This is a genomic window from Streptomyces sp. NBC_00075, assembly GCF_045041225.1.
In the GTDB taxonomy this organism is placed as follows: domain Bacteria; phylum Actinomycetota; class Actinomycetes; order Streptomycetales; family Streptomycetaceae; genus Streptomyces; species Streptomyces adonidis.
Map to the genome: position 1 here is coordinate 3,357,525 of NZ_CP108243.1, position 22,329 is coordinate 3,379,853.

At 69.7% G+C, this 22,329-nt stretch carries 19 protein-coding genes and 2 pseudogenes; 5 read left to right on the forward strand and 16 right to left on the reverse strand.

Annotation, left to right across the window (positions count from 1 at the left end; all coding sequences use genetic code 11):
- Positions 1-83 precede the first annotated feature (83 nt).
- The 9 genes from OG787_RS14290 to OG787_RS14330 all read right to left on the reverse strand — a co-directional run bounded on the left by OG787_RS14290 (position 84) and on the right by OG787_RS14330 (position 9,341).
- Complete coding sequence (locus tag OG787_RS14290) at positions 84-449, reverse strand: hypothetical protein (protein WP_369033122.1); 366 nt, start codon at positions 447-449, stop codon at positions 84-86.
- Between the two features lie 46 nt (positions 450-495).
- Positions 496-1,752 (reverse strand): cytochrome P450, encoded by a 1,257-nt coding sequence (locus OG787_RS14295; protein ID WP_405535426.1) that lies wholly within the window; start codon positions 1,750-1,752, stop codon positions 496-498.
- Between the two features lie 24 nt (positions 1,753-1,776).
- Positions 1,777-2,871 (reverse strand): fatty acid desaturase, encoded by a 1,095-nt coding sequence (locus OG787_RS14300; protein ID WP_405535427.1) that lies wholly within the window; start codon positions 2,869-2,871, stop codon positions 1,777-1,779.
- Between the two features lie 27 nt (positions 2,872-2,898).
- Positions 2,899-3,222 (reverse strand): acyl carrier protein, encoded by a 324-nt coding sequence (locus OG787_RS14305; protein ID WP_369033125.1) that lies wholly within the window; start codon positions 3,220-3,222, stop codon positions 2,899-2,901.
- Positions 3,209-4,159 carry an acyl-CoA desaturase gene (locus OG787_RS14310; protein ID WP_405535428.1) on the reverse strand — a complete coding sequence of 317 codons (951 nt, stop codon included), beginning with the start codon at positions 4,157-4,159 and terminating at the stop codon, positions 3,209-3,211. Before OG787_RS14310 ends, OG787_RS14305 begins: the two co-directional genes overlap by 14 nt.
- Positions 4,081-5,139 carry an acyl-CoA desaturase gene (locus OG787_RS14315; RefSeq protein ID WP_369033127.1) on the reverse strand — a complete coding sequence of 353 codons (1,059 nt, stop codon included), beginning with the start codon at positions 5,137-5,139 and terminating at the stop codon, positions 4,081-4,083. Before OG787_RS14315 ends, OG787_RS14310 begins: the two co-directional genes overlap by 79 nt.
- Positions 5,129-6,877 (reverse strand): fatty acyl-AMP ligase, encoded by a 1,749-nt coding sequence (locus tag OG787_RS14320; RefSeq protein ID WP_405535429.1) that lies wholly within the window; start codon positions 6,875-6,877, stop codon positions 5,129-5,131. The genes OG787_RS14315 and OG787_RS14320 overlap by 11 nt, the downstream gene beginning before the upstream one ends.
- 149 nt (positions 6,878-7,026) lie before the next feature.
- Entirely contained in the window at positions 7,027-8,187 is a 1,161-nt protein-coding gene (locus OG787_RS14325; RefSeq protein ID WP_369033129.1) for a LacI family DNA-binding transcriptional regulator, read from the reverse strand.
- Between the two features lie 131 nt (positions 8,188-8,318).
- Positions 8,319-9,341, reverse strand: coding sequence for a hydroxyacid dehydrogenase (locus tag OG787_RS14330; RefSeq protein WP_369033130.1), 1,023 nt, complete (start codon positions 9,339-9,341; stop codon positions 8,319-8,321).
- A 337-nt stretch (positions 9,342-9,678) separates the two neighbouring features.
- Here OG787_RS14330 and OG787_RS14335 point away from each other — a divergent pair, with 337 nt between their 5' ends.
- Genes OG787_RS14335 through OG787_RS14345 form a run of 3 tightly spaced genes read left to right on the forward strand, consistent with a single transcriptional unit; the run spans position 9,679 to position 12,832 of the window.
- Positions 9,679-11,007, forward strand: coding sequence for an ABC transporter substrate-binding protein (locus OG787_RS14335; RefSeq protein ID WP_369033131.1), 1,329 nt, complete (start codon positions 9,679-9,681; stop codon positions 11,005-11,007).
- Positions 11,008-11,018: 11 nt separating this feature from the next.
- Complete coding sequence (locus tag OG787_RS14340; protein ID WP_405535430.1) at positions 11,019-11,903, forward strand: carbohydrate ABC transporter permease; 885 nt, start codon at positions 11,019-11,021, stop codon at positions 11,901-11,903.
- Entirely contained in the window at positions 11,903-12,832 is a 930-nt protein-coding gene (locus OG787_RS14345; RefSeq protein ID WP_405535431.1) for a carbohydrate ABC transporter permease, read from the forward strand. Before OG787_RS14340 ends, OG787_RS14345 begins: the two co-directional genes overlap by 1 nt.
- A 66-nt stretch (positions 12,833-12,898) precedes the next feature.
- Here the strand turns inward: OG787_RS14345 and OG787_RS14350 are convergent.
- The 3 genes and pseudogenes from OG787_RS14350 to OG787_RS14360 form a co-directional block, all read right to left on the reverse strand.
- A pseudogene (locus tag OG787_RS14350) lies at positions 12,899-13,204 on the reverse strand (ABC transporter substrate-binding protein); the annotation flags it as partial.
- A gap of 147 nt (positions 13,205-13,351) precedes the next feature.
- A pseudogene (locus OG787_RS14355) lies at positions 13,352-13,510 on the reverse strand (GNAT family N-acetyltransferase); the annotation flags it as partial.
- A gap of 99 nt (positions 13,511-13,609) precedes the next feature.
- A complete protein-coding gene (locus tag OG787_RS14360; protein ID WP_405535432.1) occupies positions 13,610-14,833 on the reverse strand; it encodes an RNA-guided endonuclease InsQ/TnpB family protein in 1,224 nt (407 codons plus the stop codon).
- A 25-nt stretch (positions 14,834-14,858) separates the two neighbouring features.
- On the opposite strand from OG787_RS14360, the gene tnpA reads away from it, so the two are divergent.
- Complete coding sequence (tnpA, locus tag OG787_RS14365; protein WP_405535433.1) at positions 14,859-15,275, forward strand: IS200/IS605 family transposase; 417 nt, start codon at positions 14,859-14,861, stop codon at positions 15,273-15,275.
- A 127-nt stretch (positions 15,276-15,402) separates the two neighbouring features.
- Here tnpA and OG787_RS14370 read toward each other — a convergent pair whose 3' ends face one another.
- The 4 genes from OG787_RS14370 to OG787_RS14385 form a co-directional block, all read right to left on the reverse strand.
- Positions 15,403-15,543, reverse strand: coding sequence for a hypothetical protein (locus OG787_RS14370; protein WP_369033134.1), 141 nt, complete (start codon positions 15,541-15,543; stop codon positions 15,403-15,405).
- A complete protein-coding gene (locus OG787_RS14375) occupies positions 15,540-16,679 on the reverse strand; it encodes an LLM class flavin-dependent oxidoreductase (RefSeq protein ID WP_369033135.1) in 1,140 nt (379 codons plus the stop codon). Before OG787_RS14375 ends, OG787_RS14370 begins: the two co-directional genes overlap by 4 nt.
- A gap of 348 nt (positions 16,680-17,027) precedes the next feature.
- On the reverse strand, positions 17,028-19,832 hold the full coding sequence (locus OG787_RS14380) for a SpoIIE family protein phosphatase (RefSeq protein WP_369033136.1): 2,805 nt from the start codon (positions 19,830-19,832) through the stop codon (positions 17,028-17,030).
- A 97-nt stretch (positions 19,833-19,929) separates the two neighbouring features.
- Positions 19,930-21,477, reverse strand: coding sequence for a serine/threonine-protein kinase (locus OG787_RS14385; protein ID WP_405535434.1), 1,548 nt, complete (start codon positions 21,475-21,477; stop codon positions 19,930-19,932).
- Between the two features lie 101 nt (positions 21,478-21,578).
- Here OG787_RS14385 and OG787_RS14390 point away from each other — a divergent pair, with 101 nt between their 5' ends.
- On the forward strand, positions 21,579-22,322 hold the full coding sequence (locus tag OG787_RS14390) for a Mut7-C RNAse domain-containing protein (protein WP_405535435.1): 744 nt from the start codon (positions 21,579-21,581) through the stop codon (positions 22,320-22,322).
- The last annotated feature ends 7 nt before the right edge of the window (positions 22,323-22,329 follow it).

Sequence of the window (22,329 nt, forward strand, 5' to 3'; positions counted from 1 at the left end):
AGCCACTGACAACGGGTCATGCGGCAATGGGCTTACGGCAACAGGTGATATGCGTCATGTGCTTCGCCGACACCCCTGCTGCCTCAGTCCGTTCCGGACTTGTGCAGCGTCTGGGCCGCCAGCAGGGCGCCGCCGACTGCCACCCCCACCGCTCCCGCGGTCAGGAAGCCCCTGTTGGCACGCCAGGACAGCACCGACCACCGCGACTGTGCGGAGAACAGCGAACCCATGCTCAGCCACGACCCGGTCGAGATCAGTGACAGGGAGGAACCGATCGAGCCGACGGACAGCGCGCTTCCGATCGAGCCGATCGACAGGGCCGAACCGACCGACCCCACGGACAGTACCGACCCCACCGAGCCGATCGACAACACGGAGTCCTGTGACCACAGCGACAGCACTGAACCAGAGGTGGCGCATCCGTCCGAGCGTGCGGGCAGTTTTGTCATGGGCTCATCTTGCCGCTGGTCGCCGCCGTCCCGCGCGGTTTCGGGGTCACGTCGTACCGAGCGTCACCTCCATCCGGGCGAAACCGCGTGTCACCAGCTGGTCCCGGTAGGTGGGCGGGGCCGCCAGGGACAGGTGGGGGAAGCGGCTCAGGAGGACCGGGACCGCCACCTCCACCTGCATCCTGGCGAAGGCGGCGCCCAGGCAGTAGTGCGGGCCCAGTCCGAAGGAGAGCGGGCGGTTGTCCTTCCGGGTGACGTCGAACCGCGCCGGGTCGGCGAACTGGCGGGGGTCCCGGTTGGCGGCGGCCAGGACCAGCAGGGCCCTGCTGCCCGCGGCGATCCGATGGCCGTAGAAGTCGATGTCCGTCTCCGCGGACCGCGTCAGTACGTGGTTCGGCGGGTCGAAGCGCAGGGTCTCCGTGATGAAGGCCGATACGAGGTCGTCGGCGTCGGCGGTCAGGCCGCGGCCCTCCGACGGGTTGGTCAGGGCCAGCCGTACCGTGTTGCCGATCAGGTCGCTCGGGCTCTGTACGCCCGCGATCAGGAACATCACCAGACTGGCGACCAGTTCCTCCTCGCTCAGCGCTCCGTCGGCGTCCCGGTCCCGCACCATCGTGCTGACCAGGTCGTCGCCCGGGCGGCGTCGGCGTTCCCGTACGAGGTCGTCGAGGTAGTCGACCAGTACGTCCATTCCCGCGTCGGCCGGCCGCAGTTCGTCCGGGTCGAACACCGGCTCGAACGCGGTCGTCGTCGCGGTGATGGCCGTACGCAGCTCCAGCCGGTCCGCCTCGGGGATGCCCAGCAGGTCTCCGGTGACCCAGATCGGTACGCGGGTCGCGAATGTCTCGACCAGGTCGATCGGGCCGCCGTCGCCGTCGGCGTCGAGGGTGGCCAGGTGGGTCGTCCAGCGCTCGGCCGCCCTGGCCGCCAGTTGGCGCCGTTCGGTGATCTGGCGAGGCGAGTAGGCCCAGGCGGCGAAGCGGCGCATGCGTTCGTGGTCGGGCGAGTTGCTGAACATCATGATCTTCGTGAAGCACTGCCAGGAGGAGTGGTCGATCATGCCCGTCGTCCGGTGCACGGCGGCGTCCGTGACCAGGAAACGGGGGTCGCGCAGGGCGGTACAGATCTCGTCGTAGCCGAGTACGAGTGTTCCGGAGGGGCCCAGGGGGATCACCGGGCCGAGTTCCCAGAGGGCGTCGTAGAGGGGGTACGGGTTGTGTTTTCCGGCCGGCGTGAACAGCTCCGAGAGGGCCTCGGCCGGGCCCATGACAGGTTCGGTCAGTTGTCGGTCGGTCACCGGCATGGCTTGCCTCCATGATCCATGAAGTCACGCGGGGCGGGACGTCGTCCCCGGCCGGTTCTTCGGGGGCTCCTTGGCCGCCTCGAAGCCGGTGTAGAAGCCCGCTTCCGTGTCGTACAGATGCAGGTTGCGGAGGATCCGCCACAGGTGGCCGAGCCTCAGCCGCTCCTCCCGGACCATGCCCGGATGGGCTTCCTTCAGGGCGAGTTGGGCCTTGGGGAGGTTGTAGAACGGGATCGCCGGGGCCACGTGGTGCGCGGTGTGGACCGAGATGTTGTGGGTCAGGAACAGCAGCGCCTTCGGGTACGCGTAATCCGTGGTCAGGAGCAGCCTGCTGGCGTTCCGCGTCCAGTACTCCGAGGTCAGGAAGGGCACGTCGGCGGCGCTGTGATGCATGAGCGTCGTGGCGCTGAACCACAGGTGGGTCGTCAGCCACGGCAGGACGAAGTAGACCAGCAGGCCCTCGACTCCGGTGAACCACACCAGCGTTGAGAGTCCTACGACGGCCACCGGACCGGTGAAGGCGATGGACCGCCAGACGTCGCGCCGCATCGACCGCTTGGGGAAGTAGCCCGGCCGGAAGCCCGACACGAACCAGTAGCGAACGGTGCCTCCCCAGAAGGCCCAGGTGCGGGTGCCCGCGTAGATCGCCTTGGCGAGGGGCGAGAGACGTTGGTAGGCCTCCGGGGGCAACGGGCGCCAGTCCGTGTCCAGTTCGAGGTTGTTCGTGTGCGAGTGATGCAGATTGTGGACGTGGCGCCAGGAGTGGTACGGGTAGAGGAGCGGGAGCAGCGCGATGCTTCCAACCGCCGTGTTCAGGCGCCGTGACCGGGAGAACGAGCCGTGTCCGCAGTCGTGGGCGATGCAGTGCATGCCCCAGCCGCCGAGGCCGGCCACGAACCACAGCGGGATGTCGAGCAGCCAGGAGGGGGAATACGCGACTCCGGCGATGGCCCCCACGTACAGGGCCAGGCTCACTGCGAGGCCGAGCAGGCCTCGGGCCGTGCGTGGCGTGAAGTACTCGCGCGGGATCGACTGCGTCAGGTGTTGGCCTTCCAACGCCCGTGACTTGTCGAGGAATTCCTCGAATCGGCGGTTCGGGTGGGTGGGTATGCCGCTCATGGCCTCATGCCTTTCCTGCCCCCGCTCTCAGTGGCTGCTCTCCTCCGACAGCCGCTGACCCAGATGGGTGGCCACGGCGTCGATGGACGAGTGCTCGTACAACAGGGCTGGCGACAGGCGGAGTTCGACGAACTTCTCCAGCTTTCCGCACATCTGGATTCCGGCGCGGGAGTCGAGTCCGTAGTCCTCGAAGGACCGGGTCGTGTCGACCTGCGACGGGTCAACGGACAGCTTGTTCTGAAGGTAGTCGACCATCCATCCCCGGATGGCCTCCTCCGTCACCGGACCGGCTTCGGACGCGCTCTCGCCATTGCTCTCGTTCTTGCTCTCGATCTTGTTACGGCGAAACATGACGAACCCCAACTCCCGTTCTTTTCTGGGCTATTCGTGCGGCTGACGGCTCATGCAGATCCCATACGATGTGCAGCCGACCGAGGACGGTCAGCACCCAGCCGCTGAGGTCGGGCTCCCACCACCGGGTGGCGTGCCGGTAGGACCCGGGAAACGCATGGTGGTTGTTCTGGAGGCCCTCGCCGAAGGTGAGGACCGCGACCCACCAGCTGTTGGTGCTCTTGTCCCCGTTGTCGAACGGTCTGCTGCCGAAGGCGTGGCAGATCGAACCGACGCACCAGGCGGCCTGGTTGGCCACGAAGATCCGGGCGAGGCCGCCGAAGACCAGGCCGGAGAAGGCGGACATGGCCGTGTGTCCCACGGCGAAGCCGATCACGGCCGGGAGGACGAGGCCGGCCGTGACCCAGGTCGGGTAGAGGCGGTGGTGCAGGACCAGGCGCCGGTCACGCAGGACGTCCGGCGCGTACACGGACCACTTCGACGACTCCTCGCTGAGCATCCACGGCATGTGCGCGTACCAGAGGCCGCGCATACGGGCCTTGAAGCCCGTGCCGTGCAGATTGGGCGAGTGCGGGTCGCCCTCGCGGTCGGCGAACTTGTGGTGCCGCCGGTGCGTCGCGACCCAGAACAGCAGCGGGCCCTGTGCGGCCAGGGAACCGGCGGCCATCAGGACGTCCTGGAACCAGGGTGAGGTCTTGAACGCCTTGTGGGCGAGGTAGCGGTGCAGCCCGATGGTGACTCCGCCCAGGTGCACGGCGTAGAAGACGAGGAACAGGATCACGTCGGTCGCCGTGAACTGCCCGGTCGCCAGCAGGTATACGGCTGCGACGGTGCCGGCGAGCGGGAGGGTCATGGTGGTCAGGGCGGAGAATCTCTTGATCCGGAGGCTTCTCGGGTCGAGCCGGACGATGCCCTCCGGGGCACTGAGTGCCGACATGGTTCGGCCGTTCCTCTCTTCTCCTGGGCTTTCCTGGCTTCCGTGCCTTTCCCGGCTTCTGCCATACGTGGGGGATAGCGGACGTCCGACACCAGTCCCGCTCGGTCCAGGAGGCCGATGACCCCGCCGGTGATGTCGAGCTGCCAGGCGCGGTGCCGGTTGTGGGCCAGGGACGGCTGGGAGTGGTGGTTGTTGTGCCAGGAGCCGCCCACCGAGACCGGTGCGAGCACGGCGAGGTTCTGGCTGGAGTCCCGGGTCTCGTACGGGCGACGGCCCAGCGTGTGCCCCAGCGAGTTGACGGTCCAGGTCACATGGTCGAGGACGAACATGCGGGCGAACCCGCCCCACAGCAGTCCGCCGAGCGCGTCCACGGGCCGGACGGTGATCGCCCAGCCCAGCGCCGCGGGCAGGGCCAGTCCCAGGGCGATCCACCAGACGTAATAGCGGTCGACGAGCACGACATGGCGACTGCGCAGCAGGTCGGGGACGAACTTGGCCCAGCCCTCGCGCCGGACGGTGAACAGCCAGCCGACGTGGCCGTGCCACAGGCCGCGCAGCACCGCGAGCCGTCCCTCGCCCCGTGGGCGCGGTGAGTGCGGGTCGCCGTCCCGGTCGGCGAAGGCATGGTGTTTGCGGTGCACCGACACCCAGAACAGGATCGGCCCCTGCGCCGCCATGCTGCCCGCGATGCCCCACAGGAAGGTCAGTACCGGCCCGGCGGAGAACGAGCGGTGGGAGAAGAACCGGTGCAGCCCGCCCTCGACACCCAGGGAGGTGACGAGGTACATGCCCGCGAACAGCCCGAAGTGCAGCCAGGACCAGCCGTGTTGGGCGGTGAGGACGATCGCGGCCACGAAGCCGAGCGTGGATCCGCCCACCGTCGCGCAGGCGAGCACGAGCGCGGCGCGGTCTCGCGGTGGCAGGGACCTGGCTTCGACATCGGCCGCAACGTTGGCTTCGGCGTTGGCTTCAGCGCTCATGGCACCACCACTCCCGTGCGGCCTCCCGGCGGATCTTCCCGCTCGTCGTCATGGGGATGGTGCCGATCCGTACGAGGTCCACGCCGGCCGGCCGTACGCCGTGTTCGGCGGCCACCGCCGCGATCAAGTCACCGCGCAGGGCGTCCAGTTCGGCCTGGGGTCGGCGGCGGCTGTCGCGTACCTCGGCCACGACCATGACGTGCTCCTCGGACGTACCCCGGACCGCGAAGGCGACCGACCGGTGCACGGAGGGGTGGGCACGGTCGACCGTGCGCTCGATGTCCTGGGGGTACAGGTTCCGGCCGGCCACGACGAGCAGGCCGCTGATCCGGCCGGTGACGAACAGTTCGCCGTCGCGCAGATAGCCGAGGTCGCCCGTACGCAGATACGTGTGCGGATCGGGGCCGGCGCGGTCGGCGCGGTCGGCGGGCGTCACGCCGAACGTCGTCGCGGTCAGCTCGGGTCTGCGGTGGTAGCCGGCGGCGACGTTGGGGCCGCGTACCCAGATCTCCCCGACCTCGCCGTCCGGCAGCTCCCGGCCCAAGTCCGGGTCTACGACCAGGAGTTCGTGGCCCTCCGCCGCGGCTCCGCAGCCGACCACGGGTACCGGGTCGCCCGTGTCGCCCACCGCGCTCACCACCCGCCCGCGCGACAGTTCCCGCCGGTCCACCCACTCGACGCGTACGTCCGTCCCGGGCTCCTTGGCCGTCACGAACAGCGTGGCCTCGGCGAGCCCGTAGCACGGGATCAGGGTCTGCTCCCGGTAGCCCAGGGGCTCGTACCGCTTGCGGAAGGCGTCCAAGGTGTCGAGTACGACCGGCTCGGAGCCGCAGAAGACATGGCGGAGCGACGACAGGTCCACCCCGGCCAGATCCTCCTCGTCCACGGCGTCCGCGCAGAGCTGGAAGGCGAAGTTCGGGGCGACGGTGATGGTCACCCGGTGTTCGGTGATCGCCCGGAGCCAGCGCGCCGGCTGCTGGACGAAGTGCTCCGGTGTCATCATCAGCAACGGCCAACCGCCGTGCAGCGCAAGCATGATGGTCCCGATGAGCCCCATGTCGTGGTACGGCGGTAACCAGCTCAGCCCGACTCGATCGGCGTCGTCACCGATATGGCGGCCGATGGCCCGGCAGTTGCTCATCAGGTTGGCGTGGGTCAGCTCCACGCCCTTCGGGTCGCCCGTGGAGCCGGACGAGTACTGGATCAGTGCTGTGTCCGTCGGAGCCGGGTGGGCCAGGTCGTCCGCCGGCTCAAAGGGCGGTTCGTCGTTCAGTGGGAGCAGCTGCGGCAGTACGTCCCCGTCGGCCGCCAGCGCCGCGAAGCGCCGCTCGTGGCGGGGGTCGGCCAGGATCGCCCCCGGTGCGCAGTCGGCCAGGATCGAGCGCAGGCGGGTCACGGCCCGTCGGTTGGTCGGGGGGAAGGCCGGTACGGCCGTCGCGCCGGCCTGGAGGATGCCCAACAGGCCCGCCACGAACCGCAGTCCGGGCTGACCGGCCAGTACTACGCGGTCACCGCTGAGCCCGCCGGACCTCAACCGCGCCGCCACCGCGTCGGAGTGCAGTTTCAGCTCGCGGTAGGTCCACGACTCGATGTGGTCGCTCGTCCCGTCGACGAGGAAGCGGAACGCGGGGCGGTCGGGGGTCGATCGGGCCCGGATGTCGAGGATGCCGGTGAGTGTCGCATCCGGCCGGGACATGTACAGCGCGATCGGTGACTGTGTGATCTCCCCTTGCACCACCGAACCCCTCCCCAGAGCCGCCGGGTTGGGCGCCCCCGCCACCCAGGTTCAACTCGTGCGGTCCGATGATCTGATCGCGTTGCGATCCATACCCAGGGCGGTGCACAGAAAACAACCGTCGCCCCTCAACCGGCCCCCCATCACCCCCGTCACCCCCGGCCTCTCCGCCCCCGCGCGGCCCGCCCCGCCCGCCCCTCCCCCGGCGCCCGCACCGACTGCCGGATCACCAACTGCGTCCCCAGGATCACGTGATCGCCGCCGGCCGCGCGCCGTTCCGCGTCCAGCGCCAGCCGTACCGCGGTGCGCCCCAGGTCCTCGTACGGCACCCGGAGCGTGGTCAGCGACGTCGACAGGTCGGCCGCGAAGGGCACGTCGTCGAAACCCATGATCGAGACGTCCCCGGGGACGTCGAGCCCCGACTCGCGCAGTGCCGCCAGTACGCCCGTGGCCACCATGTCCGTGCCCGCGAAGACCGCCGTGAACTCCAGTCCCGCCTTCAGCGCGTCCCGCATCCGGTCGTACCCCGAGGCGCGGGTGTATGTCCCCGGTATGTCCAACTCCTCGGCGTACGGCACCCCGTGGGCACGGAGCGCCTGGAGGTAGCCCGCCCGGCGCTGTTCGGCCGTGCTCATCGCGGGGTCGCCGCCCAGGTAGAGGATGCGCCGGTGGCCCGCGCTGAGCAGGTGGTCGCCCGCCTGAAAGGCGCCGCCCCTGTTGTCGTACTCCACCACCGTCACCGGCAGGTCTCCGGGCAGCGGCGGGCGTCCGCAGAGCACCAGGCGGGAGCCGACCGCGTCCAGCGCCCTCGCGTACTCGGCCATGCGTGCGTGGTACGCCTCGTCCAGGACCGCGCCGCCCACGAGGATGACCGCCGCCGCGTGCTGTTCCCGCATCAGCTGGACCAGGTCGTGCTCCCGGTTCTGGTCGCCGTGGGTCGTGCAGACGAGGCTCAGCCGGCCCCTGGCGGCGGCCTCCTGTTCGACTCCGGAGGCGACATCGGCGAACGACGGGCCGATGATCTGCTCCATGACGAGGGCTACCGGTCCCGCGACCCCGCCGGACAGTGCCTTGGCGTGGACGTTCACCACATAGTGGAGGGACTCGACGGCCGCCATGACGCGGGCCCGGGTGGCGGCGGAGACGGGGTGGCTGCCTGCCAGGGCCCTGGAAACGGTTGCCACCGAGACGCCCGCCTTGGCCGCGACATCGCGGATCGTGCTGGGCCGGTCGCCGTCGGCCCCGGTCCGTCTGCGCTTGCCCGACGTGGCGCGAGGGCCCGTTTTCCGGGCTTCGGTTCCGTTCTCCGTCACGTTCCGACGTTACTGCATCGCCGGTGTGCCGACCGGTGGCTGTGCAGCAACTCCCTCCCCTCCTGATGAAAACGATTACGCACCGCGTCACTCACACCACTGGACCGCCGAGGGGAACCCCCGCCCCACACCTACGCGCTCCGCGCCAGATCGCTCTGCCGCACCCGATGCCCCAGCGGCACCCCCGCGCCCAGAAGCTCCAGTTCGTCCACCACCGTCCGCCCGAGACGCGCGAGTTCATTGCCCAGGGACCCGGCGATGTGGGGGGTCAGGAACACGTTCGGCAGGTCGTACAGCGGGGACCCCGCAGGCAGCGGCTCCGGTTCGGTGACATCGAGCACCGCGCCCAGCCGCCCGGAGACCAGTTCCGCGGTGAGCGCGTCATGGTCCACCAGGGCGCCCCGGGACGTGTTGATCAGGACACCCCCGTCCGGGATCAGCGCGAGGCGCTCGCGGTCGAGCATGCGGTACGTCTCCGGGATGTCCGGGGCGTGCAGGGTCACGATGTCGCTGGTGCGCAGCAGCTCCTCCAGGGACAGGGACGTCGCGCCCAGCGTCCTGGCCTCCTCCGCGTCCACGTACGGGTCGTACAGCGTCGCCGTCAGTTCGAACGGGCGTAGCAGTTCCAGTACCCGGCGGCCCACCCGCGAGGCGCCGATCACGCCGACTCGCCGGCCCAGGTTGCCCACGGCCGCGTAGTCGGCGGAGGCCGGGTAGACCCGCTCGCGGCGGAAGCGTTCACGCAGGCCGAACGCGTCCTTGCCGGCGAGGAGTACGGCGGCCAGGGTGTACTCGGCCACCGGCAGGGCGTTGGCCTGTACCGCGCTGGAGACGGTGAGCCCCCGCTCCCAGACCGCGTCGCCGAGCAGGCTGCGGACGCTGCCCGCGGCGTGCAGGACGGTGTGCAGCCGGGGCGCGGCGGCCAGGGCGTCGGCTCCGATGTGGGGGCAGCCCCAGCCGGTGATCAGCACCTCCGCCTCGGCCAGCGCGGCGGCGGCACCCGGGTCGGTGAAGTCCTGGACGACCAGCGTGGGGTCGATCCGCACCAGTGCCCGCAGCCGTTCCATCAGGGCGGGCGGGAAGAGTTCGGGCAGGTGCACCGGGTCCATCGCGAACAGGGCGACCGGGAGACGTGGTGCGGGCACGGCGGGCATGGGACTCCAGGTTCGGGGCGGGACACGCACCACGGGTGCGGGATGTAAACGTATTCCAAGCTAGGACCGGTTCTCCGAGTCGGTCAATGCCCCCGAGGGAGATGCGATCACGCGACCGCCACTCTCCAGAACTGGTACGGAAGAGGAAACCCCAGGTCATCCATGCCAGTTCGTAACCCGTCGGCAAGGTGCGTGAAACAGAAATCGGACGACCTCTTGCTTCTCGGCCATACGCGGGCCTACCGTCCAGCACGGCAAACGGTTACATGTCTCGGCTGCAACTCTCGGCCTCGCGGCGACACCCGGCGATACCTGGTGCTACCTAAGGAGCACGCTCATGTCCGTCAGATTCAGGCGCCCCGCCCTCGCCGGAGTCGTCTGCGCTCTCGCGCTCACCGTCTCCGCCTGCGGCGGGTCCGGTTCAGGTGACGACGCCTCGGGGTCCTCCGGTCCGGTCACCCTCGACTTCTGGGGCTGGGCCAACGGCCAGGAGGCGGTCGTCAAGGCGTTCAACGCCTCGCACAAGGACATCCAGCTGAAGTACACCAAGGTGACCGACCAGTTGACGATGCAGAAGCAGCTGAGCAACGCGGTCAAGGCCGAGAACGCGCCCTGTCTTCTCCAGAACACCGGTGAGTACGTGACGAGTTGGGTCGCGCAGGGCGCGCTGGCCGACATCACGAAGTACGTCGAGTCGAGCAAGGACAAGTTCAACCCGGGCGCGTGGGCCGTCGGCCAGGTCCAGGGCAAGGTCTACGGCGTACCGACCGCCTCCGCACCGGCGTTCACGATCTACCGTACGGACATCTTCGCGAAGTACGGTCTCAAGGCCCCATCGACCTGGGACGACTTCATCGCGGCGGGCAAGGTGCTGAAGAAGCACGGCATCAAGATCACCAACTACGCCGGTGAGGACCCCAGCACCCTGGAGGTGCTGGCCATGCAGGCGGGCGCCCACTGGTACGCCATCGACGGCGACGCCTGGAAGGTGGACTTCCAGGACGCGGGCAGCCTCAAGGCCGCGAAGGTGATCCAGGACATCATCGACAACGACCTCAACTCGAAGCTGTCCTTCGCCGACTACGCGGCCGTGCAGCGCAACTTCGACAAGGGCGGCACCGCGACCCGGCAGATCTCCACCTGGCAGATGTCCGGGATGGTGCAGAACTTCACCGACTCCTTCGGCAAGTGGGCGCTCGCGCCGTGGCCGACGTACAAGGGCGAGGCCGCGAAGACGCCGGCCGGGACCAACCAGAGCGGGAACCTGACGCTGGTGTCCAAGCAGTGCGAGCACCAACAGCAGGCCGCCGAGGCCGCGTTGTGGATGTCCACCGACACCGGAGCGGTCAAGACGATGGCGAGCCCGGAGACCGGCAGCGGCGTGATGCCCGCGCTGGCCGACAGCGAGTCCTACATCCCTGAGGCGATCTCCGAGAAGCTGCTCGGCTCCAACTACCAGCCAGCGCAGCAGATCGTGAAGGACAGCCTGTCGACCGTGACCACCGACTGGACCTTCGGCCCCGACTGGACCGCGATGTTCTCCGAATTGCAGAGCCAGTGGGGCCAGGTGGTCGGCAAGAAGCAGACGGTCACCGAACTCCTCGCGCACATGCAGGAGTGGACGGTCAAGGATCTGAAGTCCCGCGGTATCAACGTCAAGGGCTGAGGCACATCCCGATGATTCGCTCACTGCGCTGGAAGGGTGCCGCGTTCACGGTGCCCTTCCAGCTCGGCTTCGTCTTCCTCTATCTGCTGCCGATCGGGTACGCCGTCTACCAGTCGCTGTACCGGTCGCAGTCCTCCGGTCTCGGCCTGGGCGGCACCACCGACGAGTTCTCCGGCCTCGACAACTACCAACAGGGCCTGACGGACCCGAAGTTCATGGGTTCCGTGCTGCGGGTGGTGCTGTTCGCCTTCGTGCAGATCCCGGTCATGCTGGTGATCAGCCTGGTGCTGGCGCTGCTGCTGGACTCGCTCACGTCCAAGGCCGCCGGCCGGTTCCGGATCATGCTGCTGGTGCCGTACATGATCCCGGGTGTGGTCGCCGCGCTCGTCTGGATCAACCTCTACAGCCCGGACGTCGGCCCGCTCACCCCGCTCGGCCACCTCTTCGGGCTCGACTGGAACTTCTTCGCGCCGTCGATGGTGTGGCCGTCCATCGGCAACCTGCTGACCTGGCACGGCATCGGCTACAACATGGTGATCATCTACGCGGCGCTGCAAGGCGTTCCGCGTGAGCTGTTCGAGGCCGCGCGCCTTGACGGCGCGACCGAGTGGCGGATCGCGACGAACATCAAGATCCCGTTCGTACGTGGGGCGTTGGTGCTGACCGGGATGCTCTCGATCATCCAGATGCTCCAGATCTTCAACGAGCCCGCGCTGTTCCGGAACATCACCCCGCAGACGGTCGACGACAGATTCACACCCATCATGATCATCTACAACCAGGCGTTCAACGCGGGCAACTACCACTACGCCGCGGCTCTTTCGGTCCTGCTCGCGCTGATCCTCGGCGTCGCCTCCTTCCTCTTCTACCGGCTGACCTCGAAGGAGACCGACTGATGGCGGCCACGACGACCGGGACCACCGAGCCCTCGAAGCGGTCCCAGGCGCCTGCCGCTGCCCGGCGCCTCAACCGGCCCGATCCCAGGGCCCGTTCGCGCGGCGGCCAGCGGTTCGTGCTGGTCGGCCTGGTACTGGCCAGCGTGTACAGCCTGTTCCCGGTGTACTGGCTGATCATCGCCGCCACCAAGGACCGTACGGGCCTCTACCAGTCCAACGGCCTCTGGTTCTCCGGCTGGCACCTCTGGGACAACCTGCATCAGGTGTTCACCTACGAGGACGGCATCTTCCTGCGCTGGACGGCCAACTCGTTCCTGTACGCCGGTGTCGGCTCCCTCGGCGGCACGCTGATCGCCCTCGCGACCGGCTACGGCCTCGCCCGTTTCGACTTCCCCGGGCGCGGGGCGGTGTTCGCGGCCGTGGTCGGCTCGTTCCTGATCCCGATCGCGCTGCTCACGCTGCCGCTGTATCTGCTGTTCTCGGAGATCGGGCTGGTCGACACCCCGTGGGCGATGCTGATCCCCTGCCTGATCAACCCGTTCAGCGTGTACCTCGCCAAGGTGTACGTCGAGGCGACGATCCCGTTCGAACTCCTGGAGGCGGCCCGTATCGACGGCGCCGGGGAGCTGCGGATCTTCTTCAGCATCGTGCTGCGGATGATGACGACGGGCGGCGCGACCGTTTTCCTGCTGGCCTTCGTCAACACGTGGAACGCCTTCTTCCTGCCGCTGACGGTTCTGCGCGGCGAGGAGAACTGGACGCTCAACCTGGGCCTGTACAACTGGTCCGGCAAGCGTGCGGAGTCCGGCGTCGACCTCACCAGCCTGGTCCTGACCGGCGCGCTGCTCTCCATCGTCCCGATGGCGATCATGATGGTGGCGATGCGCCGGTACTGGCGTACGGGCGTCACCATGGGGGCCCTCAAGTGACCCTGGTCGAGGGTCACTTGAGGGTTCTTCTGCCGACTGCTGCTCTTCTCCGGGCTACTTGTTCGGCTACTTGTTGGTCTTGGGCAGTCCCGGCGGGTTGATCTCCGACCTGGTCACGGCCTCGTCGGACAGGCCCCAGCGCTCCAGCACCTTGGCGTACGTGCCGTTCTGGATGATCTCGTTGATCGCGGCGGCGAGCGGCTTCACCAGCCCGCTGTCCTTCTTGGTGGTGGCCGCGATGAGGCCCTGGAGGGTGGCGCCGGCGCCTGAGTAGGTGCCGACGACCTCCGTCTTCCCGGTGGCGGCCGCGTGGTAGGCGGCGGTCGGGTTGGGGCCGAGGTAGAGGTCGATACGGCCGGACTGGAGGGCGAGGGGTGATTGGGCTTGACGGTGCTGCGGGCTGGTGGGGCTTGTCGCGCCCTGCGGCGGAGCTGCTAATTGGATGCACCCCGTGGTCAGGTAGAGGGCGCGGGCCTCGGGTTGACGGGGGCCGGTGGTGAGGTAGACCCGCCGGTAGCCCCTGCCGTCGGCTTCGCGCTCCAGTTCGTCGACGATCCGGCAGGCCAGGCCCCGCCACCAGTTGGCGGAGTACGTCCAGATCCATTTCAGCCGCGCAGCGCCCGCGTCGTACCGGCGGAACGCGCCGCCCGCGACCGGCTCGCCGCGTTCGAAAAGCAGGACACCGCCGTACGGCGCCGCCGTGAACTCCTCGTCGGGTTGACTTGCTCCTCGGGCTGGAGCCCGGGGATTCTGGCCTTCTCGTCCGTTGCTGTGCCGCTATGCGGCACAGGGTTCGGGGGAGAGTCCGTGGCTTCCTGCTTCGCCGCGCTGTGCCGGGACGAGTCCTGGTCTTACCTGCGCTCCACAGGCTGTAACCGCCAGTCCGGCGGCCGTTTTCACGTTCTTCGCGGCGTTGTGGTCCCGGTCGTGGAACGTGCCGCACGCGGCGCAGGTCCACTCCCGCACGTACAGGGGCTTGAGACCGTCCTTGAACCCGCAGGCCGAGCAGACCTGGCTGGTTGGCGTGAACCGGTCGATCTTCACCACGGTCCGCCCGTACCGGGCCGCCTTGTACTCCAGCATGGCCACGAACTGTGACCAGCCCGCGTCATGCACACTTTTGGCCAGCCGGGTGCGCGCCAGTCCCTGCACCGCCAGGTCCTCCACACCGATCGCTTGGTTCTCGCGGATCAGCTGTGTGGAGAGCTGGTGGTGGAACTCGCGGCGCGCGTCGGCCACCTTTGCGTGGGCGCGGGCGACCTTCAGGCGGGCTTTCTCCCGGTTCTGCGATCCCTTTTGTTTGCGGGACAGTTCGCGCTGGGCCTTCTTCAGTTTCTTCTCCGCGCGGCGCAGAAACCGCGGTGAATCGATCTTCGTCCCGTCGGACAGGACAGCGAAATGCGTCAGCCCCAGGTCGATGCCCACCATCTGGTCATTGTCCGGCATCGCAGCGGCATCGGCATGCGGGTCGGTGTCGATCACGAAGGACGCGAAGTACCGTCCGGCCGCGTCTTTGATCACGGTGACCGAGGTCGGGGTGCTGGGCAGGGCCCTCGACCACTTCACCTTCACCGCCCCGATCTTCGGCAGGTTCAGCCGCCCCCCACCGGTGATCGACCAGCGGGCATTGGCCGTGAACCGGACCGACTGCCGGCTGTCCTTACGGGACTTGAACCGGGGCGCACCCGTCCTCGGACCCTTGCGGACCCCTTTGAGGGAGGCGAAGAAGTTGCGGTAGGCGGCCTCGGCATCCCGCAGCGACTGCTGGAGCACGACGGCGGAGACCTCGCCCAGCCAGGACCGTGCCCCGGTCCGCTTCGCCTCGGTGATCAGCTTCCTGGAGAGTTCACCGGCCGTCGGGAACGCCGCGCCCACCGTGCGGGCGTCCTCGCGGGCACGCACCGCGTCGTTGAACACGACGCGGGCGCACCCGAACGCCTTCGCCAGTGCCGTCTGCTGGCCGGTGTCCGGGTACAGGCGGAAGCTGTACCGAAGCTGCATGACGGCCACGCTACATACTTGGTTTATGGGCGAGATGCAGAAGATCAGAACTGGCCGACACTGCACTTTCATGATGCATGTCCACTTGGTCTTCGTGACCAGGTTCCGGCACAAGGTGTTCACCGACGCCCATCTGACGCGCATGGAGGAGATCATGCGGTCGGTGTGCGCGGACTTCGAGTGCGAACTGACGGAGTTCAACGGCGGGGACAACCACGTCCACCTCCTGGTGAACTTCCCGCCCAAGGTCGCCGTCACCAAACTGGTCAACTCCCTCAAGGGCGTCTCCTCCCGCCGCCTGCGCCAGGAATTCCCCGACCTGGCACGCCACTACTGGCACACCAACAAACTCTGGTCCGGCTCCTACTTCGCCGGAACCGTCGGCGGCGCCCCACTCTCCCTGGTCAACCAGTACATCGAGCAACAGAACCAGCCCGCGTGAGCATCACCCGGTTCCGCCGGGACCTGCCATCGCGGCGTTCCTCGCCACGGATGGTGCACACGCACCATCCGGCTCCGCCGGACCACAATCCGCGACGCTCCACGTCGCCACGACAGGTTTTGCCTGACTACCGGGCTGAAGTCCGATGCACTGCGAATGAATCCAGGTAGCGGGTGGAGTACTCGTCGCCGAGTTCGCGCAGCAGCGGCTCTACGAGGGGGTCGGCCACGGTGACCTGACGTACCGTCAAGTCGGTTGCCGTGGTCATCCGTTCACCGCCGATGCCAGTACCCGCGCACCCCGTGCCGCCCGTTCCGCGTCGCGCTTGGCGACCTCCTCGCGGACGATCGGGATGACGTGCCGGCCGAAGTCGATGGCGTCGCCCAGCAGGTCGTAGCCGCGGGCGGAGAGGATGTCGACGCCGAGGTCGTAGTAGTCGAGGAGGGCCCGGGCCACGGTCTCGGGGGTGCCGACCAGGGCGTTGGAGTTGCCCGCGCCTCCGGTGGCGGCGGCGGTCGGGGTCCAGAGGGCGCGGTCGTAGCGCTCGCCCGCCTCGGCGATGGCGATCAGGCGCTGCGAGCCTGAATTCTCGGGCTGGGCCTGGCTGTTGTGGCGCTTGCTGATCAACTCGCCCCGCTCCTTGCGGGCGTTGATCGCGCCGACCGTGCGGTGGGCCTTCTCCCAGGCCAGTTCCTCCGTCGGGGCGATGATCGGGCGGAACGCCACCTGGATGCGGGGGACGTCGGTGCGTCCCGCCGCCTTGGCGGCGGCCTTCACCGCCTCGATCTGCTCGGCGGTCTTCTCCAGGGGCTCGCCCCACAGGCAGTAGATGTCGGCCTCGGCGCCCCCGGCGGCGTACGCGGCGGGCGAGGAGCCGCCGAACGAGACGTTCGGGCGCGGCTGTTGGACGGGGAAGACGTCGCTGACGAAGTCGTGGAAGCGGTAGTGGTCGCCCTCGTGGTCGAAGGGGTCGTGGGTGGTCCAGATCTTCTTGACGATCCGGATGTACTCCCGGGTGCGGGCGTACCGCTCGTCCTTGGTGAGGGTGTCGCCCTCGCGGCCCTGCTCCTGGTCGTTGCCGCCGGTGATGAAGTGGACGGTCAGCCGGCCCTCGCTGATCTGGTCGAGGGTGGCGAACGTCTTGGCGGCGAAGGTCGGGTAGGAGACGTTGGGGCGGTGGGCCAGGAGGATGTGGAGACGGTCCAGCTTGCTCGCGATGTACGCGGCGGCGGGCGCGGGATCCGGCGATCCGGAGCCGTAGGCGAACAGCACCCGGTCCCAGCCGTGGTCCTCGTGCGCCCGGGCGAGCCGGAGCGTGTAGTCCCTGTCGAAGGCGGCGCCGGAGCGCGGGGTGGTCTCGGAGCCGTCGTTGGTCGCGGCGATGCCAAGGAATTCCACGGGCATGGGAAACGGCCTTTCTCGGGTTCCCCTGAGCCGTCCGGGCATGGCGGAACAGCCCTGCGTACGACCGAAGTTGACGGCTCGTCAGGAGAGGCGGAGGCGCGGGGGAACGAAGGAGGGCGAGGGAGCGCGAAGAAGAGGGAAGAAGAGAGGAGAGGAAATGGGCCGGTCAGACGGCCCTGTGCCGAGTCAGGCGCGACACGCGGCGGAGCACACTCGACAGAGGTCGATGTGGCCGCGCGTAACCAAGCGCTGCTGCTGGGCATCCATGCGAACAATTGAGCAGTACGGCCCGCCGTACGTCAACCATTGCCCGGATGCCGGACAACCGGACCAGATCGTGGGATCGGGTCACGGCAGGCGCTGTTCGGTCCAGATGATCTTGCCGTCGGCCGTGTAGCGGGTGCCCCAGCGTTCGGTGACCTGGGCGACGAGGAAGAGGCCCCGGCCGCCCTCGTCCTCGGTGCGGGCGCGGCGCATTCGCGGTGAGGTGCTGCTGCCGTCGGAGACCTCGCAGATCAGCGCGCGGTCCCGGAGCAGCCGGAGCTGGACCGGGCCGGTGGCGTGCCGGAGGGCGTTGGTGATCAGTTCGCTGGCCACGAGTTCGGTGGTGAAGGCCAGTTCGTCCAGGCCCCAGGCGGTGAGCTGGTCGATGACGGCCGCGCGGGCGTGCGAGACGAACGCCGGGTCGCGCGGCACCGGCCACTGGGCGACCTGGTCAGGACCCAACGCGTGGGTACGGGCGACCAGCAGTGCCACGTCGTCGCTCGGCCGGGCGGGCAGCAGGGCGTCGAGGACCGCCTCGCAGGTGTCCTCCGGCGCCCGGTCGACGCAGGCCAGGACGGTACGGAGCCGGTCCAGGCCGACGTCGATGTCCCTGAGCCGGTCCTCGATCAACCCGTCGGTGTAGAGCACCAGTTGGCTGCCCTCGGCGAGTTCCAGCTCGACGGTCTCGAAGGGCATCCCGCCGAGTCCGAGCGGCGGTCCCGGCGGCAGGTCGACGAAGTCCACGGTGCCGTCGGGGCCGACGACCGCGGGGACCGGGTGCCCGGCGCGGGTGAGGGTGCAGCGCCGGGACACCGGGTCGTAGACGGCGTACAGACAGGTCGCGCCGATGATCCCCGAGTCCTGGTAGGTGTTCTCGACGGCCCAGCCCTCGCCCCGGTCCAGCCGTCCGACCAACTCGTCGAGGTGGGTGAGGAGTTCCTCGGGGGCCAGGTCCAGCGCGCAGAAGTTGTGCACGGCGGTGCGCAGCCGCCCCATCGTCGCGGCGGCGTGCAGCCCGTGCCCGACGACATCGCCCACGACCAGGGCCACGCGCGCGCCGGACAGCGGGATGACGTCGAACCAGTCGCCGCCGACCCCGGCCTGCGCGGGCAGATAGCGGTAGGCGACCTCGACGGCGTTCTGCTGGGAGCGGCCCCGGGGCAGCAGGCTGCGCTGGAGGGCGAGGGCGGTGTTGCGTTCGCGGGTGTAGCGGCGGGCGTTGTCGATGCAGATCGCCGCGCGTCCGGCGAGTTCCTGGGCCAGGGACAGGTCGTCGTTCTCGAAGGGCTCGGGCCGCTCGGAGCGGTAGAAGCCGACCGAGCCGAGGGTCGTGCCCCGGGCGCGCAGTGGCACGGTGATCAGGGAGTGGATCCCCGCCCGGAGCACCCGCTCGCCCCGCACCGGGTCCTGGGCGATCCAGCCGCCGTCGACGGTCAGCGCCGGTTCGAGGACGGGCTTGCGGCTCTCCAGGGCGCGGGCCTGCGGGGTGGACGCGATGTACCGGACCTCGTCGCCGACCCCGTACAACCACGACTCGTCGTGCACGGCGCCCAGCGCGACCCGGCGCAGCGGGGTGTCCGCGCCGAGGTGCCCCGGTTCCTCACCTCTGAGCACGGAGTCGGGCAGGTCGACGGCGGCGAAGTCGGCGAAGCGGGGGACGGCGACCTGCGTGAGTTCCTCGGCGGTCCGGGTGACGTCCAGGGTGGTGCCGATGCGGACGCCGGCGTCGTGCAGCAGCTCCAGCCGTCGGCGGGCCAGTACGGCGAGCCGCCCGACGCCGGGTTCACCGACAAGGAGCAGCCATGCGTCGGTGTCGGTTGGTTCCGGCGCCGGGGGCGCTTCGGGGACCGCGCGCAGGACGACGGGGGGCTTTCGGGCCGGCCGGGGCACAGGTGGGACATCCACGGCCGGGGTGTGGCGCAGGCGCGGGCCGCCGAGGACCCGGGCCTCGACGACCACTCCCGTCTCGCCCGCCGCGCCCTCGATCTGGCGGCGCAGCAGGGTGGCGGTGCGGCCGCCGGACAGCAGGACCTCGTCGAGGGTGCGGTGCGGGGCGGCGATCAGGGCCTCGGCCTTCTCGCGCAGGACCGCCAGGTCGATCGGGCCGAGGACGACGCCGTCGGGGGCGGGTCCGTGGTTCGCGGCCAGGTGCAGGGACTGGGGCTCGGCCTGGGAGGGATGCCGGGGCTGGGCCGGCCATCCGCTGCCGTGCGTGCCGTGGTCGGCCCGGCGGTACGCGGTGAGGAGCGCCCGCTCCCGCTCCGTGGCCTGTTCCAGCAGCCGCGTCTCGATGTCCCGGGCGGCCTCCCGTACGAGCCGCATCATCGCGGGGTCGCCGTCGTCGTGCAGACAGGTCAGATCGAGGACGGCCTCGATCCGGCCGCTGAGGGGGTTGCGGATCGGGGCGCCCGCGCAGGCGAACGGTTGCAGACAGTCGGCGAAGTGCTCACGGCCCGCGACGTAGACGGGGCTGCGCCCGGCGAGGGCGGTGCCGACACCGTTCGTACCCGCGGCCCGCTCGGAGGCGTCGAACCCGGGGGCGAAACTGACGCCGTCGAGGCGGTCGCGGAGCGTGCGGTCGCCGCCGTAGCGCTCGACCATCCTGGCCTGGGCGTCGCAGAGCGCGACGGTCGTGTTCAGCTCGGCGAGCGATGCGGTGAGGCGCTCCAGGACGGGCTCGGCGGCACGCAGGAACCGGTGGTCGAGCGCCAGGTCGGGGGCGTACGGGATCAGCAGCCGGTCCGGCTCGACCCCCGCGTACCGGCACCGCTTCCATGAGTCGAGCACCGAGTCCCGGACATCCGAGTCGACCCGCGCACCGGCCAGAAACCGTTCATGGGCGTCTACCAGCCCACCGATGGCGTCCCAGGCGACGGACAACGGGATCACTTCCCTCAGGCGCTCTCCACTGTAGTCCTCACAACCCTTTTGTGGTACGGATCACAGCGACATCGGGCCGCACACCCGAGCCCTCACACCCGAGCCCTCACGACCGTGGTCGGAAGTACGCCCCCGTCGACTCCTCCCCCGTGACCGTGGCCACGCAGCGCATGACGCGCAGTCCGTCGGCGTACTGGGTCGCCGTGGGCGGGAGCACGTCGATGATCCAGCGGGCGGGGTCGATGGCGAGGGCCTTGTCGCTCTGTCTGGACGCGGCGAGGACCTCGCGGGAGCAGAGTTTGATCACGTCCGGGTGCTTGATCAGTTCCTTCTGGTTGTTGGTCATCCCGTCGGACGGGAGCGGGGCTATCGCGAAGGTCTCCCACGGGTGCGACACCAGGCAGTCGGAGCGGTTCACGCTGACGATGCCGACGTTGACGACCATGCCGCTCCAGCATTCGGCGGTCGTGGTGCAGCGGCCTCCCACGCCCTCGACTCCGGTCGCCGGGCAGTCCTCGGTCGTCGTCGGTACGCCGAATCCGGCGTTCGCGGCCTGGGCGGACGCGCTCGCCCCGCCCGTACCGGAGGCGGAGGCGGAGGGTCCGGCGGTGGACGCCTTGGAGGTCGACGGCGGCAGGTACTGGTGCGCGACCGTCCCGCCCGTACCGACGACGACCACCCCCACGACCGCGACGGACACCCGCAGCCGCCCCTTCTTCTTGCGCTCGGCGGCGGCAGCGGACTGCGGGACTGTGGTGAGCGGGGCGGCGGGCCGCGGGACCGTGGGGGCGAAGGTGGGGGCGAAGGCTGCGGTGCGGGTGCCCGGGGCATCCTCCGTCAGGTCCACGGCGGCCAGCGCGTCCCTGAGTGCCGCCGCGCTCGGCAGCCGGTCGGCCGGGTCCGGGGCCATGGCGTGGCGGAGTACCTCGGTGAGGCGCGGGCTCACTCCGGGGAGGTCCGGCAGCGGCCAGTCGTGCCGGACGATGACCTCCGCGATGCCGAGGCTGCCCTGCGCCGGGAAGTGCGGGGGCCTGCCGTGGACGAGGGCGTAGACCGTCGCGGCGAGGGAGTACACGTCCCCGGCGGGGGTGGGCTCGGCCAGCCGGAACGCCTCCGGCGGGGCGAACGCGGGGGTCAACGCCTCCCGGGTGACCGACAGTTCCTGCCCCGGGCGGGGCATCGCGGCCAGCCCGAAGTCGGCGAGGCCGACATTGCCGTACCGGTCGATCATGATGTTGCCGGGCTTGATGTCGCGGTGCAGTACGCCGGAGGCGTGGGCGGCGGCCAGGGCGTCGGCTATGCGTACGCCGATGTCCCGCGCCTCGGTGGCCGCGAGCGGGCCGTGCTGGTGGAGCCGGTCGCCGAGCGAGCCGCCGGGGCACAGCTCCAGGACCATGTACGGGCGGCCGTTGTCGAGCACCCCGGCGTCGTACACCGCGACCACGTGCGGGTGGCCGGAGAGCTGGCCGGCCGCCGTGACCTCGCGCAGGAAGCGCTGCCGGTCGCGGTCGGTGGCCAGGACGCGGCTGTCCATCTTGAGGGCGACCTCGCGGCCCACGGCCAGTTGGCGGGCCCGGTACACGGTGGCGAACCCGCCCTGTCCGAGGACCTCGACGACCTCGTAACCGGGCACGCCCGTACGTTCGAACTGCATGCTGCCGTACTCCCCCACCAGCGAGGCGTATTGAGAGCGCTGAGAGTAGTGCACCGGAAAGTCCCGGGCGCTCCCGCTCTGGTCGATGACATGCTGATCAGGTGAGCAGACCGGAGATCGTGATCAGTTTCGCCCCTGAGCTGCGGCTCTTCGTCCCGGCCGAGCGGCGTGCCGGGCGCACGACCGTCGTCACCGACGGATCGTCGTCGCTCGGGCACGTGGTGGAGTCGCTGGGCGTGCCGCTCACCGAGGCCGGACGGCTGCTGGTCGACGGCCGGGAGATGCCGGTGTCCCATGTGCCGGTCGCGGGCGAGACGGTGGAGGTCGCCGCCGTCGTCCGGCCGCAGCGGGTTCCGGGAGCGCCGCTCCGATTCCTGCTCGACGTGCACCTGGGCACGCTCGCGCGCCGGCTGCGGCTCCTTGGCGTGGATGCCGCGTACGAGAGCGAGGACATCGGCGATCCGGCGCTGGCCGCGCAGTCGGCGGCGGAGCGGCGGGTACTGCTGTCGCGGGACCGGGGGCTGCTGCGACGCCGGGAGCTGTGGGCGGGCGCGTACGTGTACAGCGACCGCCCGGACGACCAACTCCGGGACGTACTGGACCGGTTCGCGCCCGCCCTCGTCCCCTGGACCCGCTGCACCGCCTGCAACGGACGGCTGGAGCGGGCCGACAAGGAGACCGTCGGGGAGCGGCTGGAGCACGGGACGCGACGGACGTACGACGTGTTCGCGCAGTGCGTGGACTGCGAGCGCCTGTACTGGCGGGGCGCGCACCACGCGCGGCTGGAGGCGATCGTCGCGGGGGCGATGCGGGAGTTCGGCGGGGCGGCGGGGTTGTCGGTGTAGTCGTCCA

Coding starts and splice junctions, on each gene's coding strand:
- OG787_RS14300 (WP_405535427.1), bottom strand. CDS start 2,871: ATGAGCGGCATACCCACCCACCCGAACCGCCGATTCGAGGAATTCCTC.
- OG787_RS14330 (WP_369033130.1), bottom strand. CDS start 9,341: ATGCCCGCCGTGCCCGCACCACGTCTCCCGGTCGCCCTGTTCGCGATG.
- OG787_RS14360 (WP_405535432.1), bottom strand. CDS start 14,833: ATGCAGCTTCGGTACAGCTTCCGCCTGTACCCGGACACCGGCCAGCAG.
- OG787_RS14340 (WP_405535430.1), top strand. CDS start 11,019: ATGATTCGCTCACTGCGCTGGAAGGGTGCCGCGTTCACGGTGCCCTTC.
- tnpA (WP_405535433.1), top strand. CDS start 14,859: ATGGGCGAGATGCAGAAGATCAGAACTGGCCGACACTGCACTTTCATG.
- OG787_RS14295 (WP_405535426.1), bottom strand. CDS start 1,752: ATGCCGGTGACCGACCGACAACTGACCGAACCTGTCATGGGCCCGGCC.
- OG787_RS14385 (WP_405535434.1), bottom strand. CDS start 21,477: ATGCAGTTCGAACGTACGGGCGTGCCCGGTTACGAGGTCGTCGAGGTC.
- OG787_RS14290 (WP_369033122.1), bottom strand. CDS start 449: ATGACAAAACTGCCCGCACGCTCGGACGGATGCGCCACCTCTGGTTCA.
- OG787_RS14345 (WP_405535431.1), top strand. CDS start 11,903: ATGGCGGCCACGACGACCGGGACCACCGAGCCCTCGAAGCGGTCCCAG.
- OG787_RS14335 (WP_369033131.1), top strand. CDS start 9,679: ATGTCCGTCAGATTCAGGCGCCCCGCCCTCGCCGGAGTCGTCTGCGCT.
- OG787_RS14375 (WP_369033135.1), bottom strand. CDS start 16,679: ATGCCCGTGGAATTCCTTGGCATCGCCGCGACCAACGACGGCTCCGAG.
- OG787_RS14305 (WP_369033125.1), bottom strand. CDS start 3,222: ATGTTTCGCCGTAACAAGATCGAGAGCAAGAACGAGAGCAATGGCGAG.
- OG787_RS14370 (WP_369033134.1), bottom strand. CDS start 15,543: ATGACCACGGCAACCGACTTGACGGTACGTCAGGTCACCGTGGCCGAC.
- OG787_RS14310 (WP_405535428.1), bottom strand. CDS start 4,159: ATGTCGGCACTCAGTGCCCCGGAGGGCATCGTCCGGCTCGACCCGAGA.
- OG787_RS14315 (WP_369033127.1), bottom strand. CDS start 5,139: ATGAGCGCTGAAGCCAACGCCGAAGCCAACGTTGCGGCCGATGTCGAA.